This window comes from Azomonas agilis (genome assembly GCF_007830255.1).
Lineage (GTDB): Bacteria > Pseudomonadota > Gammaproteobacteria > Pseudomonadales > Pseudomonadaceae > Azomonas > Azomonas agilis.
Genome location: NZ_VLKG01000006.1, coordinates 67,371 through 88,720 on the forward strand (window position 1 = coordinate 67,371; position 21,350 = coordinate 88,720).

Annotated in this window: 24 protein-coding genes; 2 read left to right on the plus strand and 22 right to left on the minus strand. The window is 49.6% G+C overall.

Annotated features, from left to right (window positions below):
- Nucleotides 1-29: 29 nt before the first annotated feature.
- Genes ccmI through ccmA form a run of 9 tightly spaced genes read right to left on the minus strand, consistent with a single transcriptional unit; the run spans nt 30 to nt 6,947 of the window.
- Entirely contained in the window at nt 30-1,259 is a 1,230-nt protein-coding gene (gene ccmI, locus LX59_RS09210) for a c-type cytochrome biogenesis protein CcmI (RefSeq protein WP_144571569.1), read from the minus strand.
- A complete protein-coding gene (locus LX59_RS09215; RefSeq protein ID WP_144571570.1) occupies nt 1,252-1,719 on the minus strand; it encodes a cytochrome c-type biogenesis protein in 468 nt (155 codons plus the stop codon). Before LX59_RS09215 ends, ccmI begins: the two co-directional genes overlap by 8 nt.
- Entirely contained in the window at nt 1,716-2,243 is a 528-nt protein-coding gene (locus LX59_RS09220; protein ID WP_144571571.1) for a DsbE family thiol:disulfide interchange protein, read from the minus strand. Before LX59_RS09220 ends, LX59_RS09215 begins: the two co-directional genes overlap by 4 nt.
- A gap of 4 nt (nt 2,244-2,247) precedes the next feature.
- On the minus strand, nt 2,248-4,221 hold the full coding sequence (locus LX59_RS09225; RefSeq protein ID WP_144571572.1) for a heme lyase CcmF/NrfE family subunit: 1,974 nt from the start codon (nt 4,219-4,221) through the stop codon (nt 2,248-2,250).
- A complete protein-coding gene (gene ccmE, locus LX59_RS09230) occupies nt 4,218-4,679 on the minus strand; it encodes a cytochrome c maturation protein CcmE (RefSeq protein ID WP_144571573.1) in 462 nt (153 codons plus the stop codon). Before ccmE ends, LX59_RS09225 begins: the two co-directional genes overlap by 4 nt.
- Nucleotides 4,676-4,852, minus strand: a complete 177-nt coding sequence (ccmD, locus tag LX59_RS09235; protein ID WP_144571574.1) for a heme exporter protein CcmD — start codon at nt 4,850-4,852, stop codon at nt 4,676-4,678. Before ccmD ends, ccmE begins: the two co-directional genes overlap by 4 nt.
- The gene (locus tag LX59_RS09240) at nt 4,849-5,604 is read right to left on the minus strand and encodes a heme ABC transporter permease (protein ID WP_144571575.1); all 756 of its coding nucleotides are present in this window, start codon (nt 5,602-5,604) and stop codon (nt 4,849-4,851) included. The genes ccmD and LX59_RS09240 overlap by 4 nt, the downstream gene beginning before the upstream one ends.
- Nucleotides 5,605-5,647: 43 nt before the next feature.
- Nucleotides 5,648-6,319: a heme exporter protein CcmB gene (gene ccmB, locus LX59_RS09245; protein WP_144571576.1), complete on the minus strand. Its 672-nt coding sequence runs from the start codon at nt 6,317-6,319 to the stop codon at nt 5,648-5,650.
- A gap of 4 nt (nt 6,320-6,323) precedes the next feature.
- Nucleotides 6,324-6,947 (minus strand): cytochrome c biogenesis heme-transporting ATPase CcmA, encoded by a 624-nt coding sequence (ccmA, locus tag LX59_RS09250; protein WP_144571710.1) that lies wholly within the window; start codon nt 6,945-6,947, stop codon nt 6,324-6,326.
- A gap of 156 nt (nt 6,948-7,103) precedes the next feature.
- Here ccmA and fliK point away from each other — a divergent pair, with 156 nt between their 5' ends.
- A complete protein-coding gene (gene fliK, locus LX59_RS09255) occupies nt 7,104-8,678 on the plus strand; it encodes a flagellar hook-length control protein FliK (RefSeq protein WP_144571577.1) in 1,575 nt (524 codons plus the stop codon).
- Nucleotides 8,675-9,025, plus strand: a complete 351-nt coding sequence (locus LX59_RS09260; protein ID WP_144571578.1) for an EscU/YscU/HrcU family type III secretion system export apparatus switch protein — start codon at nt 8,675-8,677, stop codon at nt 9,023-9,025. Before fliK ends, LX59_RS09260 begins: the two co-directional genes overlap by 4 nt.
- A 27-nt stretch (nt 9,026-9,052) precedes the next feature.
- On the opposite strand, the gene LX59_RS09265 is transcribed toward LX59_RS09260, so the two are convergent.
- The 13 genes from LX59_RS09265 to fleN form a co-directional block, all read right to left on the minus strand.
- Nucleotides 9,053-10,459: a cytochrome c peroxidase gene (locus LX59_RS09265; protein ID WP_144571579.1), complete on the minus strand. Its 1,407-nt coding sequence runs from the start codon at nt 10,457-10,459 to the stop codon at nt 9,053-9,055.
- Nucleotides 10,460-10,661: 202 nt separating this feature from the next.
- Entirely contained in the window at nt 10,662-11,084 is a 423-nt protein-coding gene (locus LX59_RS09270) for a DUF2802 domain-containing protein (protein WP_144571580.1), read from the minus strand.
- 3 nt (nt 11,085-11,087) lie between these two features.
- Nucleotides 11,088-11,576, minus strand: a complete 489-nt coding sequence (locus LX59_RS09275; RefSeq protein WP_144571581.1) for a chemotaxis protein CheW — start codon at nt 11,574-11,576, stop codon at nt 11,088-11,090.
- 44 nt (nt 11,577-11,620) lie between these two features.
- Complete coding sequence (locus tag LX59_RS09280; protein WP_144571582.1) at nt 11,621-12,442, minus strand: chemotaxis protein CheW; 822 nt, start codon at nt 12,440-12,442, stop codon at nt 11,621-11,623.
- 112 nt (nt 12,443-12,554) lie between these two features.
- Entirely contained in the window at nt 12,555-13,343 is a 789-nt protein-coding gene (locus tag LX59_RS09285) for a ParA family protein (RefSeq protein WP_144571583.1), read from the minus strand.
- A gap of 64 nt (nt 13,344-13,407) precedes the next feature.
- Nucleotides 13,408-14,202 carry a flagellar motor protein MotD gene (motD, locus tag LX59_RS09290; protein WP_144571584.1) on the minus strand — a complete coding sequence of 265 codons (795 nt, stop codon included), beginning with the start codon at nt 14,200-14,202 and terminating at the stop codon, nt 13,408-13,410.
- A 4-nt stretch (nt 14,203-14,206) separates the two neighbouring features.
- Nucleotides 14,207-14,947, minus strand: a complete 741-nt coding sequence (locus tag LX59_RS09295) for a flagellar motor protein (RefSeq protein ID WP_144571585.1) — start codon at nt 14,945-14,947, stop codon at nt 14,207-14,209.
- Between the two features lie 8 nt (nt 14,948-14,955).
- Complete coding sequence (locus LX59_RS09300) at nt 14,956-16,131, minus strand: protein-glutamate methylesterase/protein-glutamine glutaminase (protein ID WP_144571586.1); 1,176 nt, start codon at nt 16,129-16,131, stop codon at nt 14,956-14,958.
- 48 nt (nt 16,132-16,179) lie between these two features.
- Nucleotides 16,180-18,471 carry a chemotaxis protein CheA gene (locus LX59_RS09305; RefSeq protein WP_144571587.1) on the minus strand — a complete coding sequence of 764 codons (2,292 nt, stop codon included), beginning with the start codon at nt 18,469-18,471 and terminating at the stop codon, nt 16,180-16,182.
- Between the two features lie 15 nt (nt 18,472-18,486).
- Nucleotides 18,487-19,284 (minus strand): protein phosphatase CheZ, encoded by a 798-nt coding sequence (locus LX59_RS09310; RefSeq protein ID WP_144571588.1) that lies wholly within the window; start codon nt 19,282-19,284, stop codon nt 18,487-18,489.
- Nucleotides 19,285-19,305: 21 nt separating this feature from the next.
- Nucleotides 19,306-19,680 carry a chemotaxis response regulator CheY gene (locus LX59_RS09315; RefSeq protein WP_211354840.1) on the minus strand — a complete coding sequence of 125 codons (375 nt, stop codon included), beginning with the start codon at nt 19,678-19,680 and terminating at the stop codon, nt 19,306-19,308.
- A 60-nt stretch (nt 19,681-19,740) separates the two neighbouring features.
- The gene (locus LX59_RS09320; RefSeq protein ID WP_144571590.1) at nt 19,741-20,466 is read right to left on the minus strand and encodes an RNA polymerase sigma factor FliA; all 726 of its coding nucleotides are present in this window, start codon (nt 20,464-20,466) and stop codon (nt 19,741-19,743) included.
- 23 nt (nt 20,467-20,489) lie between these two features.
- Nucleotides 20,490-21,317 carry a flagellar synthesis regulator FleN gene (fleN, locus tag LX59_RS09325; RefSeq protein ID WP_144571591.1) on the minus strand — a complete coding sequence of 276 codons (828 nt, stop codon included), beginning with the start codon at nt 21,315-21,317 and terminating at the stop codon, nt 20,490-20,492.
- Between the last annotated feature and the right edge of the window lie 33 nt (nt 21,318-21,350).

Consider the following 21,350-nt stretch of genomic DNA (forward strand, 5'->3'; position numbering starts at 1 on the left):
GTCTATTTGTTTCCTCTAATTAAGTGTCCTTAATTAGAGGCTGCCCTAGACTGTTCAATCAATAAATGCTGCGTCAGCTTTGAACCTTTATTAAGCGATAATTCCGAAGTTTCTACCGCCCAATCACCCTGTAAAGCATTTCCTGAACGGGAGATACGAGCGACTAAGATAACTTTTTCAAACCCTGACAGCCGCAACTGAGGCAACATGGCATCGGCATCACTTAATACCACCTCAGCGGGCAAGTCCGCTAGGGTGAGACGTTTAACCGCTAGGGGCATTGGCATAGGTAATTGGGCACCCGAAGCCTTGGCAAATATGAATACACTGTCTTCCGGCTTGGCTTGAGCCCGTACTTCAGGGGTGACATCTACTGTTACTCGAATGCCTACAGTCTGAGCGCCGCCTGTGGAACTTTGGTGTTGCAGTTCTGCTTTAGCCCGAGCAATGCCACCTAAAATAGCAGCCCGTGATGGATTCTGCTCCGGCAGTAAGACTTCCATCCGTGTCCAAAAATACACCGCATCTTGAAAACGCTTGGCTTCAAATGCAACAGCTCCTAGCAACCCTAAGGTCGTTAACTCCTTGGGATCAGCCCGTAATACCTCTTCAGCCGTCTGTTGCATTTCTTCAGACCAAGTGCGTCCCGGAGAGAAATAACGCGCCTGAAGCCATTGCCCTAATAACTCTGGCTGACGGCCCGTCACTTGAATCGCGCGCTCAAAAGCAGCAGTGGCCTGCACTGGCTTATCTTGATCCATGTAAGCACGACCCAAGCTGTACCAAATGCCACCGGCCTCGGGTTGTAGTTGAGTGGCGCGCTGTAGCCGATCAATCAATTCATCAGCATTAGCAGGAGGTGTTGCCATCTCGCGAGTTAGTGCCAGCTTGGCTTGACTCCCCCAGTGTTGATACAGATAAACCGCAGCCAGAGGAATCAAAATCGCCAACAATACCAACAACCCTTTCCCCAAAGGCTTAAAGGCTGAGTTGGAGACTGCGGTTGCTGCAACTGCATCCGTATCGGCTAACAACTCTCGTGCCGCCTCTGTACGCGCTTGCTCCCATTGCGCGCCGGACAACACACCCGCCGCTTGCTGAGCTGATAAAGTAGCCAAGCGCTCTTGATAAAGTTCGACATTCAGGGCCGTACGATCAGAGTGAGTGGTTTGGGATACTTTACTGCGCCATACCGGAATCAAGATGCAGGCTGAAGCCAGTAACAATAAGGGCGTGGCAGCGATCCAGAAATCAATCATGCTTTTTACGCTCCAATAAAGAAGCCAACCGCTGATGCTCTGCATCAGTCAGAGGTAGTGCCGAAGTATCCGTTTTTTGTTGCCGCTGCCGCACCATCCAGCGCACCCCAACCACCCCTCCGAGCAACAAGAACAAAGGCCCAAACCACAGCAAGAGAGTGTTAAAACTCAAGGGTGGGTTGTAGCGCACAAAGTCCCCATAACGCGCTACCAGATACTCAATGATTTGCTCATCCGTTTGGCCTTCTTGAATCAGGCGGTAAATCTCCTGACGTAAGTCCATCGCAATGGGCGCATTGGAGTCAGCAATATTTTGATTTTGGCATTTGGGACAGCGCAGCTCTTCCACCAATACTCGATAGCGGGCACGCTCGGCATCGGTGGAAAACTCGTAGGTATCAATGGCTGCCCAACCCACACTGACCCACAGTAATAGAGTGATTGCAATCAGCCGCTTCATTCGCCCTGCAACTCCTGATACAAAGGCGCTAACTGCTCACGCCATACTTGATCGGTGATTACGCCTACAAACTTGTGCCGAATGATGCCGTTTTTGTCGAGCAAAAAGGTTTCTGGTGCCCCATACACACCTAAATCAAAGCCTAAGCGCCCTTCAGCATCCTGAATATTGAGGCGATAAGGATTTAAAAAGTCTGCTAACCACTGACGGGCCATAGCGTTGTCGTCTTTATAGTTAACCCCATAAATCAGTACGCCTTGGGCTGCCAGACGATTCAGTACAGGGTGCTCCACCCTACAAGCGACACACCAAGTGGCCCAGACATTCAGCAAAGCCGGACGACCTAATAAATCTTTGTCGGTAATTAGGCTCTGCCCTTCTACTGCGGGCAGGGAAAAAGCCGGTATAGGCTTACCAATCAGAGCAGAGGGTAATTCTTCGGGCTTTAAAAAAAGTCCTCGGTATAAAAACAAGGTTAAGAGTAAAAAGGCGACCAAGGGCACCAGCAAGACAAGCCGTTTCATGCGTTTAAGCTCCTTGAGGTGCAGGTTCTGAGGCGGTTAGCTTTGGAGTTTTAAAAACACGCCGATAACGAGCATCCAAGGCGGCCAATAAGCCACCCAGCGCAATGATTAAGCCCCCCAACCAAATCCAGCGGATAAAGGGTTTAATATGAATGCGTACCGCCCAAGCCCCATCGCCCAAGGGCTCGCCTAAGGCAACATAGAGGTCACGGGTAAAACCCGCATCAATACCAGCCTCAGTCATGGGCATTTGTTGCACGAGGTAAAGGCGCTTCTCTGGATACAGTCGGGTAATCAGCTCACCTTGATCATCCAAAACACTTAGGGTGGCGCGCTCTGAGCGATAGTTTGGCCCTTGAATACTTTGGGTTCCTTCAAAGACGAAACGGTAACCACCTAAGCTCACCTGCTCAGTAGGAGCCATACGTAAATCGCGCTCTACGGATTCTTGGCTGCTCAGCACAATCCCCAAGGCACAGACCACTAACCCCAAATGCGATAAGTGCATTCCCCAATAGCTCAGAGGCAAACGAAACACGCCCCAAAACCCTGTATGGCGTAGCTTATCCAACAGCTCCCGCACAACACCTAACACCACCCAAGCCGCCAATAGATAAACCAGCAGCGAACCCCAATGGAAAGACTCTCGCATAAGCTCCAAACCACCGCCTAACACCAATGCACCCAAGCCGATAGGCCAGAGCATTTGGCGCAACCAAGGCCAAGGGGTTTCTTTCCAGCGCACCAGAACCCCTACCGTTAAGCTAAATAGCAGCACCGCCATTAAGGGTAAAAACAAGGCATTAAAATAGGGTGGTCCCACGGAAAGCTTGGCTCCCGTGAGTGCATCCAGCAGCAAGGGATACAAAGTACCCAGCAAAATAGTGGCCGTAGAAACTACCAAGAGTAGGTTGTTAACCAATAACAGGGTTTCCCGCGACCAAAGTCCAAAACGCACCTGACTGGCTACTACGGGGGCTCGGATGGCAAATAGAGCTAAGGAGCTGCCCACTACTATCAGCAAGAACACCAGAATAAAGGTGCCGCGCTCTGGATCAGTGGCAAAAGCATGTACTGAGGTGAGCACCCCAGAACGGACTAAGAAAGTACCTAACAAGCTGAGCGAAAACGCAGCTACGGCTAATAACACCGTCCAGCTTTTAAACACACCACGCTTTTCTGTCACCGCTAAGGAATGCAGCAATGCCGTTCCGACCAACCAAGGCATCAAGGAGGCATTTTCGACTGGATCCCAAAACCACCAGCCGCCCCAACCCAGTTCGTAATAGGCCCACCAAGACCCCAATACGATGCCTACGCCTAAAAAGCACCAAGCAACCAGTGTCCAAGGACGAGACCAACGTGCCCAAGCAGCATCCAATCTTCCACCGAGTAAGGCAGCGATGGCAAAGGCAAAGGCTACCGAAAAGCCTACATAGCCCATATACAGCATGGGTGGATGCACAATCAGGCCAAAGTCCTGCAATAAAGGATTTAAATCGCGGCCATTATCAGGTGAATAGGGCAATAGGCGTTCAAAAGGATTTGAGGTGTGCAGCAAAAACAGTAAAAACCCCACGCTGATCAAGCCCATTACCGCTAATACACGCGCTAACACTTCTTCGGGTAATTGGCGTGAGCCCAGAGATACCGCCACACTCCAGCCACTGAGCGTCAAAGCCCAAAGTAACAATGAGCCCTCATGGGCAGCCCACACCGCGCTGAACTTGTAATACCAAGGCAAGGCCGTATTAGAGTTATGGGCCACATAGGCCACTGAAAAGTCATCACTCAAAAACGCAAACGCCAAGCACAAAAACGCAAACAAGACTAAAGCACTTTGGCCCCAAACCAGTGGACGTGCCAATCTCATCCATTGGTGAGCGCCTAACCAAGCCCCCACTAAGGGTACGGTTCCCTGTACTACCGCCAGACAGAGCGCCAAAATGAGCGCCAAATTCGCCAGCTCTGGAATCACGGAGTCGCTCCCTTTTTCTCGTAATGCTTGAGCATGCCCGTTTCCTCCAAGGCTTTAGTCACCTCAGGAGGCATGTATTGTTCATCATGTTTGGCCAATACCTCGTCTGCTATCAGCAAACCCGGAGCCCTTAGACGACCTAAAGCCACAATACCCTGCCCCTCACGGAATAGATCCGGCAAGATACCTTGGTACTGAATATTGATACTGTGCAGACCATCCGTTACCCGAAAGCTCACCGCTAGAGACTGAGCATCTCGCACCAATGAGCCCTTCTCCACCAAGCCACCGGCCCGAATCCGGGTATCCTTAGGGGCTTCGCCAGTGGCAATTTGGGTTGGGGTATAAAACAGATTGATATTCTGTTGTAAGGCCAGCAGAGCCAAGCCCACAGCAGCCCCCACACCCAAGACAATCAACAAAATAATCAGTAGACGTTTTTTACGCGCAGGATTCATACCTGAGCCTCGCGACGCAGACGGCGGGCTTCATCCTTTACATAGCGGCGCTGGGCATGCATTGGCAACGCCAGATTTAACGCCAGTACCAACACACTGATCCCAAAAGCCGACCACACATAGAGGCCATGCTGCCCCATGCTCAAAAAGTCTTCCCAAGAGGCAAAGCTCATGCATTGTTCCCCACTAAGGTTTTAAGTGCAGCCTGAACCCAACTCGTGCGGGCTTCACGTTTAAGTATCTCTAGGCGCATGCGCATCAGTAGCACCACGGCAAAAAAACAGTAAAAAGCCAACACCAAAATAAGCAATGGCCACCACATTTCGGCGGGCATACTGGGCTTTTCCGTCAATTTGAAAGTGGCGGGCTGATGCAGGGTATTCCACCACTCCACGGAGTATTTGATGATGGGAAGGTTCACCACCCCCACAATGGCCAATACGGCACAGGCTCTGGCGGCGCTTTCTCTATTACTGATGGCTTGTCCCAAAGCGATGATGCCAATATAGAGAAACAGCAGAATCAGCATAGAGGTTAGGCGAGCATCCCAAACCCACCAAGTCCCCCAAGTGGGTTTACCCCAGATGGCCCCCGTAATCAGGGCCAGCGCACACATCCAAGCACCTATGGGCGCCGCTTGCTGTAAGGCTACGTCTGCCAGCTTAATCTTCCACACCACTCCAACTAAACCTGCGACAGCCAGCATGAGATAAACAGATTGCGCCAAAAAAGCGGCAGGCACATGGATATAGATGATGCGAAAACTATTCCCTTGCTGATAATCCGCCGGAGCAAATACCAAAGCCCAGAGCAACCCCGTCAGCATTAAGACCAGCATGAGGCCCGTCAACCAAGGCAACCAACGACCACTGACCTCATAAAAGCTCTTAGGAGCACTGAGTCGGTGAAACCATGTCCAATTCATTGTTATCCCACTCGCCTGCATGAACCTTAAAAGCAGCTAATAGTTACTCGCTTAAGCCAATGCGCAACCCAGCAGCAATGGCAAAGGGTGTTAAAGTCACCGCCAATACCGTCAAACTGGCCAACCACAGTAAATAACCTAAGGGTGAAAAACCCTGTAACTCAGCCTGTAATGCTCCACTGCCAAAAATCAGAACTGGGATATACAAAGGCAGGGTCAACAAAGCCAACAACAGCCCGCCCCGCTTTAGTCCCACGGTTAACGCTGCCCCCACAGCGCCCAACAAACTGAGCACCGGCGTACCCAATAGCAACGACAGCACCAGCACCGGAATATGCTCACTCGGCAGCCCCAACATCAGCGCCAATAGAGGCGATAACAAAACCAGAGGCAAGCCTGAAAATAACCAGTGCGCCAATACCTTTGTTAGAACCAGCCAAGATAAAGCCCGCGATGACACCGCCCACTGCTCCAGTGATCCATCTTCAAAGTCACTACGAAACAATGCATCCAGCGATAACAACACCGCTAACAAAGCGGCCACCCAAATTAATCCGGGCGATATGCTTTGGAGTAAACGAGACTCTGGGCCTACCGCCAACGGAAACAGCACCAGCACTAAGCTGAAAAATACCAAGGGATTGATCAGCTCTGCTGGGCGACGACATAACAAACGAGCTTCACGCTGCACCAAACTAAAAAAGATGCTCGTCATAGGATTAACTACCCAAAGCCAAGGTAGTAAAGCGAGCAGGAGTCAAGGTTAAGGTATGGTGTGTGGTTAAAATCACTAGGCCACCCGCCTCACAATGCCGTACCAAATGCTGCTCCAACTGCGTCACACCTTGAGGATCCAAGGCGGTAAAAGGCTCATCCAAAATCCATAGTGGTGGGGGATTAAGGTATAAGCGCGCTAAAGCTACCCGTCGTTGCTGACCTGCTGACAGGCTATAACAGGGCACATCCTCAAAGCCTCGCAAGCCCACGGCGGCCAGCGCCTGCCAAATCTGGGACTGGGATTGGGGCTGCTGATGTAAGCTACACAGCCAGCTTAGGTTTTCCTCAGCCGTCAACAGCATCTTGATTCCCGTGGCATAGCCCATCCATAGCAGCATCTGATTCAGTGGCATTACGCTTGAGCCTGAATTGGACTCCAAGCGCACCGCCCCTTCAGAAGGTGGCATTAACCCCGCCAATATACGCAGCAAACTGGTTTTACCACTGCCATTAGGCCCCATTACTTGCAACATGCTGCCAGAAGATAAATCTAAGCTCAGATGTTCAAACAATAAGCGGCTATCACGCTCACAGGATAAAGTGTCCAGTTTCAAGCCATAGGAGATCGGAACCTCACATGCGTTTATAGGCTTGCCTGCATGAATGATCTGTTCCAATCTGTTACCTGCTTGAGCTAAATCGCCACGGGTTTGGATTATACATAGGCTGATTTCAAGCCCGCTCGTCTCTTAGCTATTAGGTTGTAAGAGCATTTTCATTCTATGACCGACATCAAGGGTTCCTTCCCTATCTCCCCACTGAGCTCAACACCCAGCACAGCTCATAGGGCGTTCGGCTTGATTAACCTGCGCCCGAGTACCTCTTTAGAGACACTACTCGCCTCCATCTCCATACCCACTAAAGCTACAGTAATAGAAACTCGACCCAATACTCAGCCAGCAGGACAAACCACATTTAATACCCTGCTCAATCTGTCCTTGGCTAATGGGCAACAGATATCTGTACGGGTGCAAAGCCCAATTCCTTTGTTGCTGGGTGCTCAATACCAACTGAGTTTAAGTTCGGATCAACAGTCTCTTCAGGCACAGCTCGTGGCTCAAGAAGCACCGCTGGAACACTTAGACCCCGAAACCTGGCCTCCCGGTACAGTCCTTCAAGGACGGGTGACTGCTACTCAGCAACTCTCGGCTGAAGCTCGTACCACACAACACCTTGTCAAATTGATCCACAGTCCCAGTGCTCAAACTTTGATTGTGGAATCGGAGTCCCCCCTATCCATTGGTACACTCATCAGTGCTCAGGTCAAAAACCCTCAAGCCTTGCAATGGCTACCGCTGAACCAACAACTCAATCAAATACGGCTTGAGCAACAGCTTAAAACCCAGTTTAACCAGCAGGCATCACTACAGACTCTGGTAGATCATTTGCAAGAAGCCCTGCTCAGTTTGCCTAAATTACGCCCCTTGATTGAGCAGTGGCTGGCACTGTTGCCTGAAGTGGCGCAACTGACCCGACCTCAATCCCTAGCTCAAAGTCTGCGTAACAGCGGCCTATTGCTAGAAAACCAACTGCTAGCCGCCATCACAGATGACCTCCCGGATGACTTAAAAGCTGGTTTACTGCGCTTACTGCAACACCTAAAGGCTCAAGACAGTCTGTTACCTACATTGCCTACTGCCTTGCCGCAATCATCCTCTGGCTCTACCTCTGCGGCTGTACCCTTACCACAACAGGCCCAACAACTCATCAAACAACTAAGCATGGACAACGCTCAGGTGGCCTTAAATTTTCCCTTAACCAGAACGACATACCGTGTTAACCCAACTCAGGGCAAGTTAGAACAACTCATTGGATTGCTCACCGCCGCCATTGCGCGCTTACAAACACACCAGTTAGCGAGCCTCGCTCAAAACCAAACTGATGAGCGGGGACAACAGATAACCACTTGGCAACTGGAGTTGCCCGTGCGTTTGGATACTGAAATCAGTGTCCTGCAAATACGCCTACAAGCCTACATAACACCTGAGGAGCACTCCCCTAAACCTGAAAAACCCAACCCCATGTCCATCCGTTGGCAAATTGACTTAGCCTTTGATTGGCCGAGTTTAGGGCCATTACAGGTACAGACTGTAGTACAGCCTACAGGGGTTTCCAGCCAGTTTTGGGCAGAGCGCGCTACCACGGCTCAGATCATTCAACAGGAGTTAGGCTATTTACGGGAACAACTACAGGCCGCAGGTTTATCGGTAACCACCTTAAATTGTTATCAGGGAGTATCCCCTGCTCGAAAAACTCATACGGCAGTTGCCGCCTATTTCGTTGACGAACAAGCATGAACTCACCATCCGACCCACCACGTCGTGCGATTGCACTCAGCTATGACGGTCATCAAGCCCCCATATTGACAGCCAAGGGCGATGAACAATTAGCCGAAGCTATCTTAGCCATTGCCCGCGAACATCAGGTGCCTATCTATGAAAATGCCGAGCTGGTTCAGCTATTAGCCCGCCTAGAGTTAGGCGACAGCATCCCAGAACACCTCTATCGCTGTATTGCCGAAATCATCGCCTTTGCTTGGTATTTGAAAGGCAAATATCCCCCGGGATTCGCCCCCACCAAAACCGAAACAGAAACTTCAGCGCCTCCTATTCCCTTATTAAAACCCCCAAAGCCTAAGCTTTGAGGGCTCTATACACAGGTTTGCGACCGACTACTTCAGAATTTCGCCCTGATACTCACCGTTCAAGGTGCGCAAGAAGGCTGCAATTTTACCCACGTCTGCTTCGGAGAGTTTCACGCCCACTTGGTAGACCGCCATTTTATCCACGGCTTCCTCCAAAGTCTTAGCGTTGGCATCGTGGAAATAAGGCGGAGTCAGCTCGACGTTACGCAGGGTTGGAACTTTAAAGCGGTACATATCCTTAGGATCTTTGGTCACGCCATAACGCCCATGATCCACTTCGGTAACATTACCCCGATCCGCAAAGTAGTCTTTCTTGACCCCCATCAGCTCGAAAGACTGGCCACCCATAGCCTCACCCACATGGCAGGTATCACACTTAGTGGCTTTGAACAGGGCATAGCCTTCTTTTTCAACCGCCGTGATGGCTTGCTCATCTCCTTTCAGGTAGAGATCAAAACGGCTGTTTGGAGTCACTAAGGTCTTTTCAAACTCAGCAATCGCATCCGTAATGCTGTTTTGGGTGATACCTTCTTGAGGATAAACCGCTGCAAATTCAGCCCTTAAGCTTTGATCTTGAGCCAATTTACTGACAATTTGCGCCCAAGAGGTAGAAGCCATTTCCAAAGGGTTCATGGGTGGGCCACCGGCTTGCTCTTGCAAATCGCGAGCACGCCCATCCCAGAACTGATGAATATTAAATACAGCGTTGTAAACGGTTGGCGCATTAATCGGGCCTTGAGCACTCTTAACCCCTGTTGACACAGGAAGCCGATCAACACCACCCGTATTTAGGGCATGGCAACTGGCGCAAGAAACGCTGTCATCTCCTGACAAGCGCGCGTCGTGGTACAGCTTGTTGCCCAAGGCAACCTTCGCCTCATTTACCGGGAATGTAGTGGTGATTGGTTGTACGGGCTCGTACTTGAAGGCTTCGCTCACTATGCCTACGGGATGGTGTTTCAAACGCTCGGCTTTCACCCAGCTTTTCAGGGTTGAGCGTTCTTCATCCGAGAGCTTCGAAGCCCAGTGCATGCTTAGGTACAAACTTGGGGGCATGCTAGCATCATCCAGAACGGATTCAACCTTGGCCAAATCCACTTCTGAGATCGGCTTACCCGCTTGAGCTTGCTCCAACAGAGCACTGATGTTGAATTGGCGCTGGGCCATATTCACGTCATGCTCCATCAGTTGCTTAGCCAAGGGGAAATTGGCGTAAAAAGGCATTTCGCTATCTTGCGTATGGCAATAACGGCAGCCGTTTTCGTTAACGATAGTTAACGCTTTGAGGGTAAGACTATCCAATTTTGTGCTATCTAACTTTGCCAGCCGTTGCTCACTCAACTGCTGGTCAAAGTGGTTCACCGCGTACACCGTGGCTAGATAGCCTGCGATACAGGCACCCAGAGCGCCAATAACAACAGGAACTTTTTTCACAACCTAATTCCTTTCTTTTCTTTGCGACTTAATTGCTAATCCGTACCCGTAGATACATCCAGAGAATCAATCCCAACCAAAGATTGGAAGAGAACGAGTACACCACAAAATAAGGTCACTACTGTATGTCTGGAATCAGTGTTGTGGAAATCTTTATGACTAATACAGGTTATAGAAAGTCGCTATGACGCAGCTATCCAACCTATTCACTGATAGAAGCTGAATTAGCATCACGCAATTGTTGCAGACGGCTCATCAATTCGGCCTCCCCTTGAGTTAGCCCGCAACTACGCACCAACTCCTCTACAGAAGCGCCCATAGTAGCCATCCGAGCGGCTTGGCTAAAGGAGTGCTCCGTTCCCAGATCCCGTTGTTCCTGACGCAGTAAGCGCTCAGCCTGAACACTGAGGGTGGTGCGTAAAGCCTTCAGTTCCTCTCCCATGCGTAAGCTGCTAATGCGTTGTGCCTCAGCACGATCATCCAGCTTTCGAACCAACTGCTCCAAATGTGCTAGGTGAGTTTCTTGGCGTTGCTCTAGGGTGCGGTGCTGACGTAACAGCCACAAAAACAAACCAATTAGCGAGACGTAACAGAGTACCGCCAAGAGCACAAAATGGGTCAGCATGGGTTAGATATTCTCCAGCTCAGACCACTCATCATCTGTCATCATTTTTTCAAGATCGACCAAAATCAGCAGTTCTCCGCCTTTATTGCATACACCCTGAATAAACTTAGCGGACTCCTCATTGCCTACATTGGGTGCTGTTTCAATTTCAGATTGGCGCAAGTAAACCACTTCAGCCACGCTGTCAGCCAAAATGCCCACCACTTGACGATCCACTTCGATAATCACAATCCGCGTATTATCGGTCACAGGCGCAGGATCTAAACCAAAGCGCTGGCGAGTATCAATCACGGTCACTACGTTACCGCGCAAGTTAATAATACCTAAAACATAACTGGGTGCGCCGGGCACAGGAGTAATTTCGGTATAGCGCAAAACCTCCTGCACTTGCATGACATTAACGCCATAGCTTTCATCGTCTAAACGAAATGTAACCCACTGCAACACCGGATCATCAGAACTTTGACCTTGGGCAGATATCGAGTTTTTCATGGAAACATCAACCTTTTTATAGAACCAGCGCAATAACTCTCGTTTTAATCATTAATCTGACCGCGGGTAGCTTGCATAGAACGCGAGCCAGAAGCAATTAACTCTGCCAGTGCTCGAACATCAACCAAAGCACACATGTGTTCAACCACGGTACCCGCCAACCAAGGACGTTGCTGGCGCTGTGCCCGCCACTTAACATTCTTAGGGTCGATCCGTACTGAGCGATTCACTTGGTGGACAGCTAGTCCCCAATCATAGCCTTGAATCGACAGCACATAGCGTAACCCTTGGCGAAACTGGGCATCATAGCGTTCAGCCATTAGCCAGCGCGCACTCTCTAATACTTTAAGATTACCCACAGGGCAAGACAGTATCCCCATAAACCAGTTTGGCTGGCCAAAAATAGGCGTTAGATGCTCTTCATTGAGTAAGTAAATGGAGCCCAAGGTAATCAGCGGCACAGCCAAAGTTAAACCGGCCACCTCAAATAATAGACACTCAAAAGGGGCTTCAGCCCAGTCTAGGGACTCTTCAACCCGTGCTGCAGGTATATCTGGGACAGGTGGTTTAGCTATAACCTGATCTTGCAGAATAATAGAGGGTGGCAAAACCTCTGATTCAGCGCCTATTTTTTCTGCTGAACTAGCCTCTAAGATCGGGACTGTAGTAAACAGAGACTTTTCATCAATGCAGGGGATATCCAAAGCCTGATGCTGAAGCGCCTCATCAGCCACCTTGGTAGCTTTAGACTCAGAGTCTGTTAGCTCAGGCATATCTGTTTCAAGGCTTACATCCCGCAACAGGTCATTGAGATAAGACTGCAATACCTCTTGAGGTGGCGTTAGAGTTGGGACTGAGCGACTCATGGATACCCCCTAGCTCAAATTATTCAATGGAGCTACCACTAATGGAGCTACTACTGCCCAGCAGCTTCTATAAAAATTATCTACGGATGCACACTAAAACATAGATCATCTATCAAGCCACCATCGAGGGTGTTTTGGATTCCAGTAAGTATTTCAGCAATAAACGATAGGCTTGTACACCTCGACTACTGGGGTCTTGCTGGGAAGGCATAACACCGATGCGACTGGCATCCCTTAGGCGAGTGTCAACGGGAATAAAACCTGACCACAATTGCTGCGGGTAAGTATCGCGCAGAATTTGCAATGCTCCCAAAGAAGCCTGAGTACGCCGATCAAATAAGGTAGGCACCACCGTATAGGGCAGAGCCTGATGTCGCCTTGAATGATTAATAAGATTCAAGGTACTGATCATACGCTCCAATCCCTTAAGGGCCAGAAACTCCGTCTGTACGGGAATTACCAAATGCTGGCTAGCCGCCAGTGCATTCACCATCAACACCCCTAGTAAGGGAGGACTGTCGATAATGGCATGATCATAATCCCCCCAAAGCTGAGCTAAGCTACGTGCAACGACCAAACCTAAGCCATTTTGGTTGGGAGAGTGGCGCTCTAAGGTAGCCAATACCGTACTCGAAGGTAACAGAGCCGCTTGCTCGTGACTGGTGGGCAATAGCAAGTCTTTAATATCAGACACACTGGTTTGAGCATGCCGAAACAGGTCAAAAACACTGTACTCTAGGTGATCCGGATCGTAACCAAAGTAGCTGGTCATTGATCCATGCGGATCTAAATCCACCATGATGACACGCTTACCGCTGGCCGCCAGTAAACCAGCTAATGCTACCGAAGTCGTGGTTTTCCCTACCCCCCCTTTCTGATTGGCCACGGCCCAAACTCTCATGAGTATTTGTTTTCCTGTATGTTCAAAGTCTACAAACCTGATCTAGGCGCACTGTGCCAAAGAGCTATAGGGTTCTGGGCAGTCTGGCGGCGTTGACCTGCCCTGTGGTAAAGGTCGTCATATTACGACGTACATCGGTATCCCGTGCAACCGCCAACACCACTCTACGATTACGCGCTCGTCCAGTTCCCGTTGCATTATCGGCAATGGGTCGGTACTCACCATAGCCCACAGCAGACAGACGCTGAGGATCAACACCATGCATAGCTAATAGGCGCACAATGCTGGCGGCTCGTGAAACGGACAGCTCCCAGTTTGTTGGATAATTGGCACTTTTAATGGGCTGATCGTCTGTAAAACCCTCGACCCGAATGGCATTTTGATAAGGAGCTAAAATAGCAGCAACCTTATCAATTAAGGCAAAGGCATTATCGTTAGGAATAGCCCCTCCACTGGGAAAGAGCAAGTTTGAACTCAGCTCTATCTCCAACCACATTTCATTGCCTCTTAGACTGATCTGCCCCGTACCTACCAAATCACTAAAGGCTTGTTGCACGCCTTGACCAATCAGCTCCAAAGAGTCTGTGGGTGTACTGGATGACCCACCAGGAACCCCAGGGGCCAAAGAGCTTGGACGATCCTCTCCAATAGGAATGGGTCTAAATGAGCGTACAGGTTCACTGAAGATTCCCTCTAAAGATTCTGTTAATACCTTATATTTACCTTCATTGAGGGAAGACATGGCGTACATAACCACAAAAAAGGCAAACAACAGCGTAATAAAATCAGCATAAGAGACTAACCAACGCTCATGATTTTCGTGCTCCTCAGGATGGGAGCGCCGGCGGTGACGAGGCATAGGATTAATCCATGAAGCCCTGTAGCTTCAACTCGATGGAACGTGGATTTTCACCCTCTGCAATAGAGAGCAGACCTTCCAAAATCATCTCCCGATATCGGGATTGACGCTGCACAATACTCCGAAGTTTATTACTAATCGGCAGCATCAACAGGTTTGCAAAAGCAACCCCGTAAATAGTGGCAACGAAAGCTACAGCAATTCCCGCCCCTAGCTGACTGGGATCTGCAAGGTTTTCCATGACATGGATTAGCCCCATCACCGCCCCGATAATGCCAATGGTCGGTGCATAACCGCCCATGGACTCAAACATCCGAGCCGCCCGCAAATCGCGCGCCTCTTGGGTTTCTATATCTACTTCAAGCACATTACGGATTACAGCAGACTCTGTGCCATCAACCAACAATTGCAGCCCTTTACGCGCATAAGGATCACGTTCAATATCGGCTACCGCTTCAAGTCCCAACAAACCTTCTTTACGGGCTAACTGACTCCACTTGATTACATTAGCAATGCCTTGGACGAGATCAATACGCGGCGGAAACAATACCCAGTGCAACATTAGCAACCCGCGTTGAAATACGGAAAATGGGGTTTGCAGCAAAACAGCTCCGAAGGTGCCACCCAGTACAATCAAAGCCGCGGGGCCATTGATGAGCGCACTGATGTTGCCGCCCTCCAGCAGATTACCACCTACTACGGCACCCAAGCCTAACGCTAACCCCAATAGACTTAAGAAGTCCATTATTCAACCTACTGGCACGCGTCTATAAGGCGTGAACCGATTTCCTCAAGGCTGTATACCGCATCACTCAGATTGGCTTTAAACACAGCCATCGGCATACCGTAAATAACGCAGCTTGCTTCATCTTGAGTCCATACTTGACTGCCATTTTGTTTCAACAGACGAGCTCCCTCGCGGCCATCAGCGCCCATTCCCGTTAAAACAACGGCCAACACTCGATCCTGAAAGGCTTTCGCTGCAGACCCAAAAGTGATGTCAACACTAGGCTTGTAATTTAAACGCTCATCCCCCGGAAGAATACGCACCACACCCCGAGCATCTACCATCATTTGCTTGCCTCCCGGTGCCAATAGCGCCAAACCCGGTCGTAAAGCATCACCATCCTCAGCCTCTTTAACCTGTATTTGGCACAGTTTATCTAAGCGTTCTGCAAAGGCTTTGGTAAAGGTTGCTGGCATATGCTGAACCAGTACCAAAGGGGCTGGAAACTGCGCGGGTAACTTAGTAAGTACATGCTGCAATGCCACTGGCCCTCCGGTGGATGTACCAATCACCACCAAGCGGTAATTTCGCCGTTTAGGTGGCGTAGAAAACACAGGAGCAGTGGTCGGCACAGAAGTTGGGGCTGCGACTGGTACTGGGTTGGATTTCCAAGTGTGAATACTGGGTGCTGCGGAAGTCTCAGTTGGTAACGGACTATGATGGGTTACAGTACGGGTTGTTACTTTAGGCGCAGGAGAAACCACGGGGTTTCCCGTACCCCAATGGCTCGAAGTATGGTGATAACGGCTGCGAGCAATGCCCTTGATTTTCTCACACAGCAGTTGCCGAAGCTTATCGGGGTTCTTAGAAATATCTTCAAAGTTTTTGGGTAAGTAATCTACAGCACCAGCATCCAATGCATCCAAAGTCACCCGAGCTCCCTCATAACTCAGAGACGAAAACATCAATACTGGAGTTGGACAGCGCTGCATAATTTGACGCACAGCAGAAATTCCGTCTAATAACGGCATTTCGTAATCCATAGTAATCACATCAGGACGCAGAGCCACCGCTTGATCAATGGCTTCCCGCCCATTACTGGCCGTACCTACTACCTGAATATCGGCATCTGATGAAAGTATTTCTGTAAGACGACGGCGAAAAAATCCCGAATCATCCACCACCAAAACTTTAAGCGACATGAAGCGTTACTCCTTACACAACGAGGTATAGCAGCTTGTTTTGGCTTATTACGCTCGTCGTGCATAACGCTTGAGCATACTGGGTACATCTAAAATCAATGCAATTCGACCATCTCCGGTAATGGTAGCACCCGACATTCCCGGCGTTCCCTGTAGCATCCGGCCTAAAGGTTTAATCACTACTTCCTCTTGTCCTACCAGTTGATCTACTACAAAACCAATACGTTGTGTACCGATGCTAATAATCACCACGTGCCCTTCATGCTGCTGCTCATGGCCCATGCCCTGCACCAGCCAACGCTTGAGGTAAAACAACGGCAACGCCTTGTCACGCACGATGACTACTTCTTGCCCATCCACCACATTGGTTTTGGACAAATCCAGATGGAAAATCTCGCTCACACTCACCAAGGGAAATGCAAAAGCTTGTCGCTCCAACATCACCATAAGGGTGGGCATAATGGCCAGCGTGAGAGGCACTTTAATAATAATTTTTGAACCGCTGCCTTTTTTTGAAGATACAGTAACCGTACCGTTGAGCTGGGAGATTTTGGTTTTCACCACATCCATCCCCACTCCGCGCCCAGATACATCGGAAATTTCGGTCTTAGTCGAAAATCCGGGCGCGAAAATCAGGTTAAAGCAGTCCACCTCCGTTAAACGATCGGCGGCATCTCGATCCAAAATTCCTTTTTCTACTGCTTTATTGCGCAAAACCTCAGCATCCATACCTTTGCCGTCGTCGGTAATCATCAGCAAAATATGGTCGCCTTCTTGCTCAGCGGAGAGCACTACATGACCAGCCCTTGATTTGCCTGCGGCTGTACGCTCCTCAGGGGACTCAATGCCATGATCGACGGCATTACGCACCAAGTGCACTAAAGGATCTGCTAAGGCTTCTACCAAATTTTTATCAAGGTCTGTTTCTTCCCCTACCAACTCAAGGTTGATTTCTTTATTAAGGTTGCGGGCCAGATCGCGTACAAGACGTGGGAAACGCCCAAAAACCTTTTTGATGGGCTGCATGCGGGTCTTCATCACTGCGGTTTGCAGATCAGCAGTGACCACATCTAAATTAGAAACCGCCTTGGCCATAGTTTCATCGCCTGTCGTCATCCCTAAACGAACTAGGCGATTACGCACCAATACCAGCTCCCCCACCATATTCATGATTTCATCCAACCGTGCGGTATCCACCCGTACAGTGGTTTCGGCTTCTGAAGCAGCGGCAGTGCTTGATTTTTCCCCTGTAGGCGATGAAGAAGGAGCAAGGCGCTTCTTCTCAGCCGCAACGGGAGGCTCGGGCTCGGGCTCAGTCTTTTTCGGCGTAGGGGCTTTGGATACTACTGCCGACTTGCTTGCTGGCTTTTTACTGTTATCAGCCCCGACAGGTGCTGAGGTGACTGGCGTATCCTCTGGCTTGGATACCGTCACACCACTATCAAAACGACCTTTGCCATGCAACTGATCCAGCAACGCCTCAAACTCTTGATCTGAAATAAGGTCGCTGTCTTGAGCTGCAGCTACAGGAAGCTCGGGGACTTCGCTGTTTAAGGCTTCTGGATTCGGCGAGGTTTCCTGTGGTTGATTTGAGGCAACAAATTTTCCTTTGCCATGCAGTTGATCTAGTAGAGCCTCAAACTCATCATCGGTAATTTCATCAGCTGCCGTTGAGTTAGCTGAAGGTGAATCCACCTCATGGATCTGAACAGGTTTAGGCAGCTCACTCTCTAAGCCTGCTACATGCCCCTGTTCTTGTAGCTGATCCAACAAAGCGTGAAATTCTTCGTCTGAAATTTCTTCCGAATGAACAGCCTCTTCCTGTGAGGAGCTGGAGGTATTGTGTTTACCCACAGCAGCATCCAGCATCTGCTCAAACTCTCGATCTGCCGTATCTAACGCAGGAGCTGCTACTGGAGCGGACACTGGTGGCACCACAGGGGCCGAGGCACCGGGTACAGCCAGTTGTGCTAAAGCTTCTAATAAAGCAGGATCGGCCGGCTGAGGGTCTTGGCGCTCGCGTACTTGGTTAAACATTTCATTGATAGCATCCAGCGCTTGAAGCACCACATCCATCAAAGCTGCATCTACCCGGCGCTCACCCTTGCGTAGAATATCGAAAATATTCTCAGCAGTATGGCAGCACTCCACCAGAGCATGCAGTTGCAAGAATCCAGCGCCACCTTTTACCGTGTGAAAGCCTCTGAAAATAGCATTGAGCAGAGCCATATCATCGGGAGCACCCTCTAACTCCACCAATTGCTCAGACAGCTGCTCGAGAATTTCACCTGCTTCAACTAAAAAATCCTGCAGAATCTCTTCGTCAGCGTCAAAGCTCATACTCAATATCCCCTACTAAAACCCAAGACTAGACAGCAAATCATCAACATCATCTTGCCCTGATACGACATCTTCACGCTTATCGGCCCGCATTTGTGGGCCTTCCCCTCGCGCTAAAGAGGCGGCAGCATTTTTCTGGTGCTCAGCCCGCAATTCGTCTTGATCATGGCTAATACCCGCAAACTGATTGACTTTGCTGGCCATCAAAACTAGCTCAAGCAGACTGCTTTCCACTTCAGTAATCAGTTGAGTGACTCGTTTAATGACTTGCCCGGTTAAGTCTTGGAAGTCCTGTGCTAACAAAATGTTATTTAAATTATCTGACAGCTTATCGCTACTTTCTGTAGTACGACCTAAAAAGCTGTCAATGCGCTTGGTAAGCTCTCGAAACTGCTCCGGTGTCAACTCCCGACGCATAAAGCACCGCCAATCTTCTGACAAACTTTGGGCTTCATAATTGATATAGCCGACTAGGGGGGCACAATCTTCCACTAAATCCATAGTTCGATTGGCCGCCCTTTCTGTCACTTCTACAACGTAAGAGAGGCGTTGGGTTGCGTCCGTGATTTGTGAAGCTTCTCCTTTAAGGCCATTGCAGCTAGCATCCATTTCCAGTTTGACAATTGCACTGTGCAACTGCCTCGTCAGACGACCCACCTCTAAATAAAGCCCTTGATCTCGCGTCTGATTGATCTGCTGGATGGACTCAACGGCCTCGCCGAAGCAACCCCGTTCCAGGCTGTCGATCAGGTGTTTTGCATGATCTTTGAGCCTAAGCTCAAAATCTGCCATTCCATTCTCATCGTGCGCCATATCGCCCTCTTGGCTTTATATTCAGCCGCTTACACGCTGGAAGATTTTTTCGATCTTTTCCTTAAGCACTTGAGCTGTAAAGGGCTTTACTACATAGCCATTCACACCCGCTTGGGCGGCTTCAATAATTTGATCCCGCTTAGCTTCAGCGGTCACCATCAATACGGGCATATTCTTTAAACGCTCATCAGCCCGAACGGCGCGCAGCAGCTCAATACCAGTCATACCCGGCATATTCCAGTCAGTCACTAAAAAATCAAAGTGACCGTTTTGCAACATCGGCAAGGCTGTCGCCCCATCATCTGCTTCTGCTGTATTAGTAAAGCCTAGATCCCGCAGCAAATTTTTGATGATTCGCCTCATTGTCGAGAAATCGTCCACAATGAGAATTTTCATGTTTTTATCCAAGGCAACCTCCAAAAGTCTCACAGTTTCCTGAGCCTGATCTATCGTTCATCAGTCGATGCGCCATGCTTCAAGACGGGCCCGCAATCGAGCGGCACATTGACTGTGCAGCTGACTCACGCGCGATTCACTGACCCCTAAAACCTGACCAATTTCTTTCAGGTTTAATTCTTCATCATAATAAAGGGATAACACTAATTTTTCGCGCTCTGGTAATCCATCAATAGCTTCAGCTAAGGCTTGCCGAAAACGCTCATCTTCAAGCGTACCAGAGGGGCCAGAATGTACACCTTCTAGCACATCATCTACAGCGTCTTGGTCTTTTGATTGCAGCAAATGATCAAAACTAAATAATCGGGCTCCTTGAGTGTCACTGAGGAGCCCGTAATATTCATCCAGATCCAACTTCAGTTCGGCAGCTACTTCCTGATCTTTAGCATCTCGCCCTGTACGAGCTTCCACTACGCGAATCGCATCGCTCACCATGCGTGCATTACGATGCACCGAACGCGGGGCCCAATCCCCTTTGCGAATTTCATCCAGCATGGCTCCCCGAATACGAATTCCTGCATAGGTTTCGAAACTCGCGCCTTTATCTGCACTGTATTTAGCGGCTGCCTCCAAGAGGCCAATCATGCCCGCTTGTACTAGATCATCCAGTTGCACACTGGCAGGCAGGCGTGCGATCAAATGATAGGCTATGCGTTTTACAAGAGGGGCATATTGTTCAACCAGCCGATACTGGGAGTCTTTAGGACGTGTCTTGTTATAGTACATACAGTACCCGCTCAGGCTTTACTTTACGCGGAAGTATCTGCGACGGGCTGAATGAGGCGCTCAATAAAAAACTCAAGTTGCCCTCGTGGGGCTGTAGGTAGAGGCCAAGTATTTATTTTTTGTGCTACTGCCCGAAATGCTAAAGCACACTTAGATTGCGGGTATGCCTCATACACTGCTGAACGCTTCTGAACGGCCTTTCGCACCATCTCATCATAAGGAATAGCACCTACATACTGTAACGCCACATCTAAAAAACGGTCGGTCACTCGTGTGAGCTTAGCAAACAAATTTCGCCCCTCTTGGGCTGAGTGGGTCATATTAGCCAACATACGAAAACGGGTGATCCCGTAGTCTCGATTCAGGAGTTTAATCAAGGCATATACGTCAGTAATAGAAGTAGGCTCATCGGTCACTACCAAGAGAATCTCTTGGGCTGCTCGGGTAAAATTTACGACCTCGTTACCTATTCCAGCGGCAGTATCCACAATTAACACATCAAGATCATTGGCCAGCTCGCTGAAGGCGTTAATTAAACCCGCATGCTGCATGGAGCTCAGGTGCACCATGCTTTGAGTCCCTGAGGCCGCTGGGACGATATAGACTCCAGACGGCCCCGTCAGTACCACATCCCGTAACGAGCAGCGCCCAGCGACCACGTCAGCTAAGGTTCGCTTTGGACGTAGGCCTAACAAAACGTCTACATTGGCTAGGCCTAAATCGGCATCTAACAGCATCACGCGCTGCCCTAAATCGGCTAAAGCCAAAGCTAGGTTAACTGCGACATTCGTTTTGCCAACCCCACCTTTGCCACCCGTTACGGCAATAACTTGTACGGGACTTATTCCCATGTGCTTGCTACCTTAATTGCCAGAGCTGGCCTA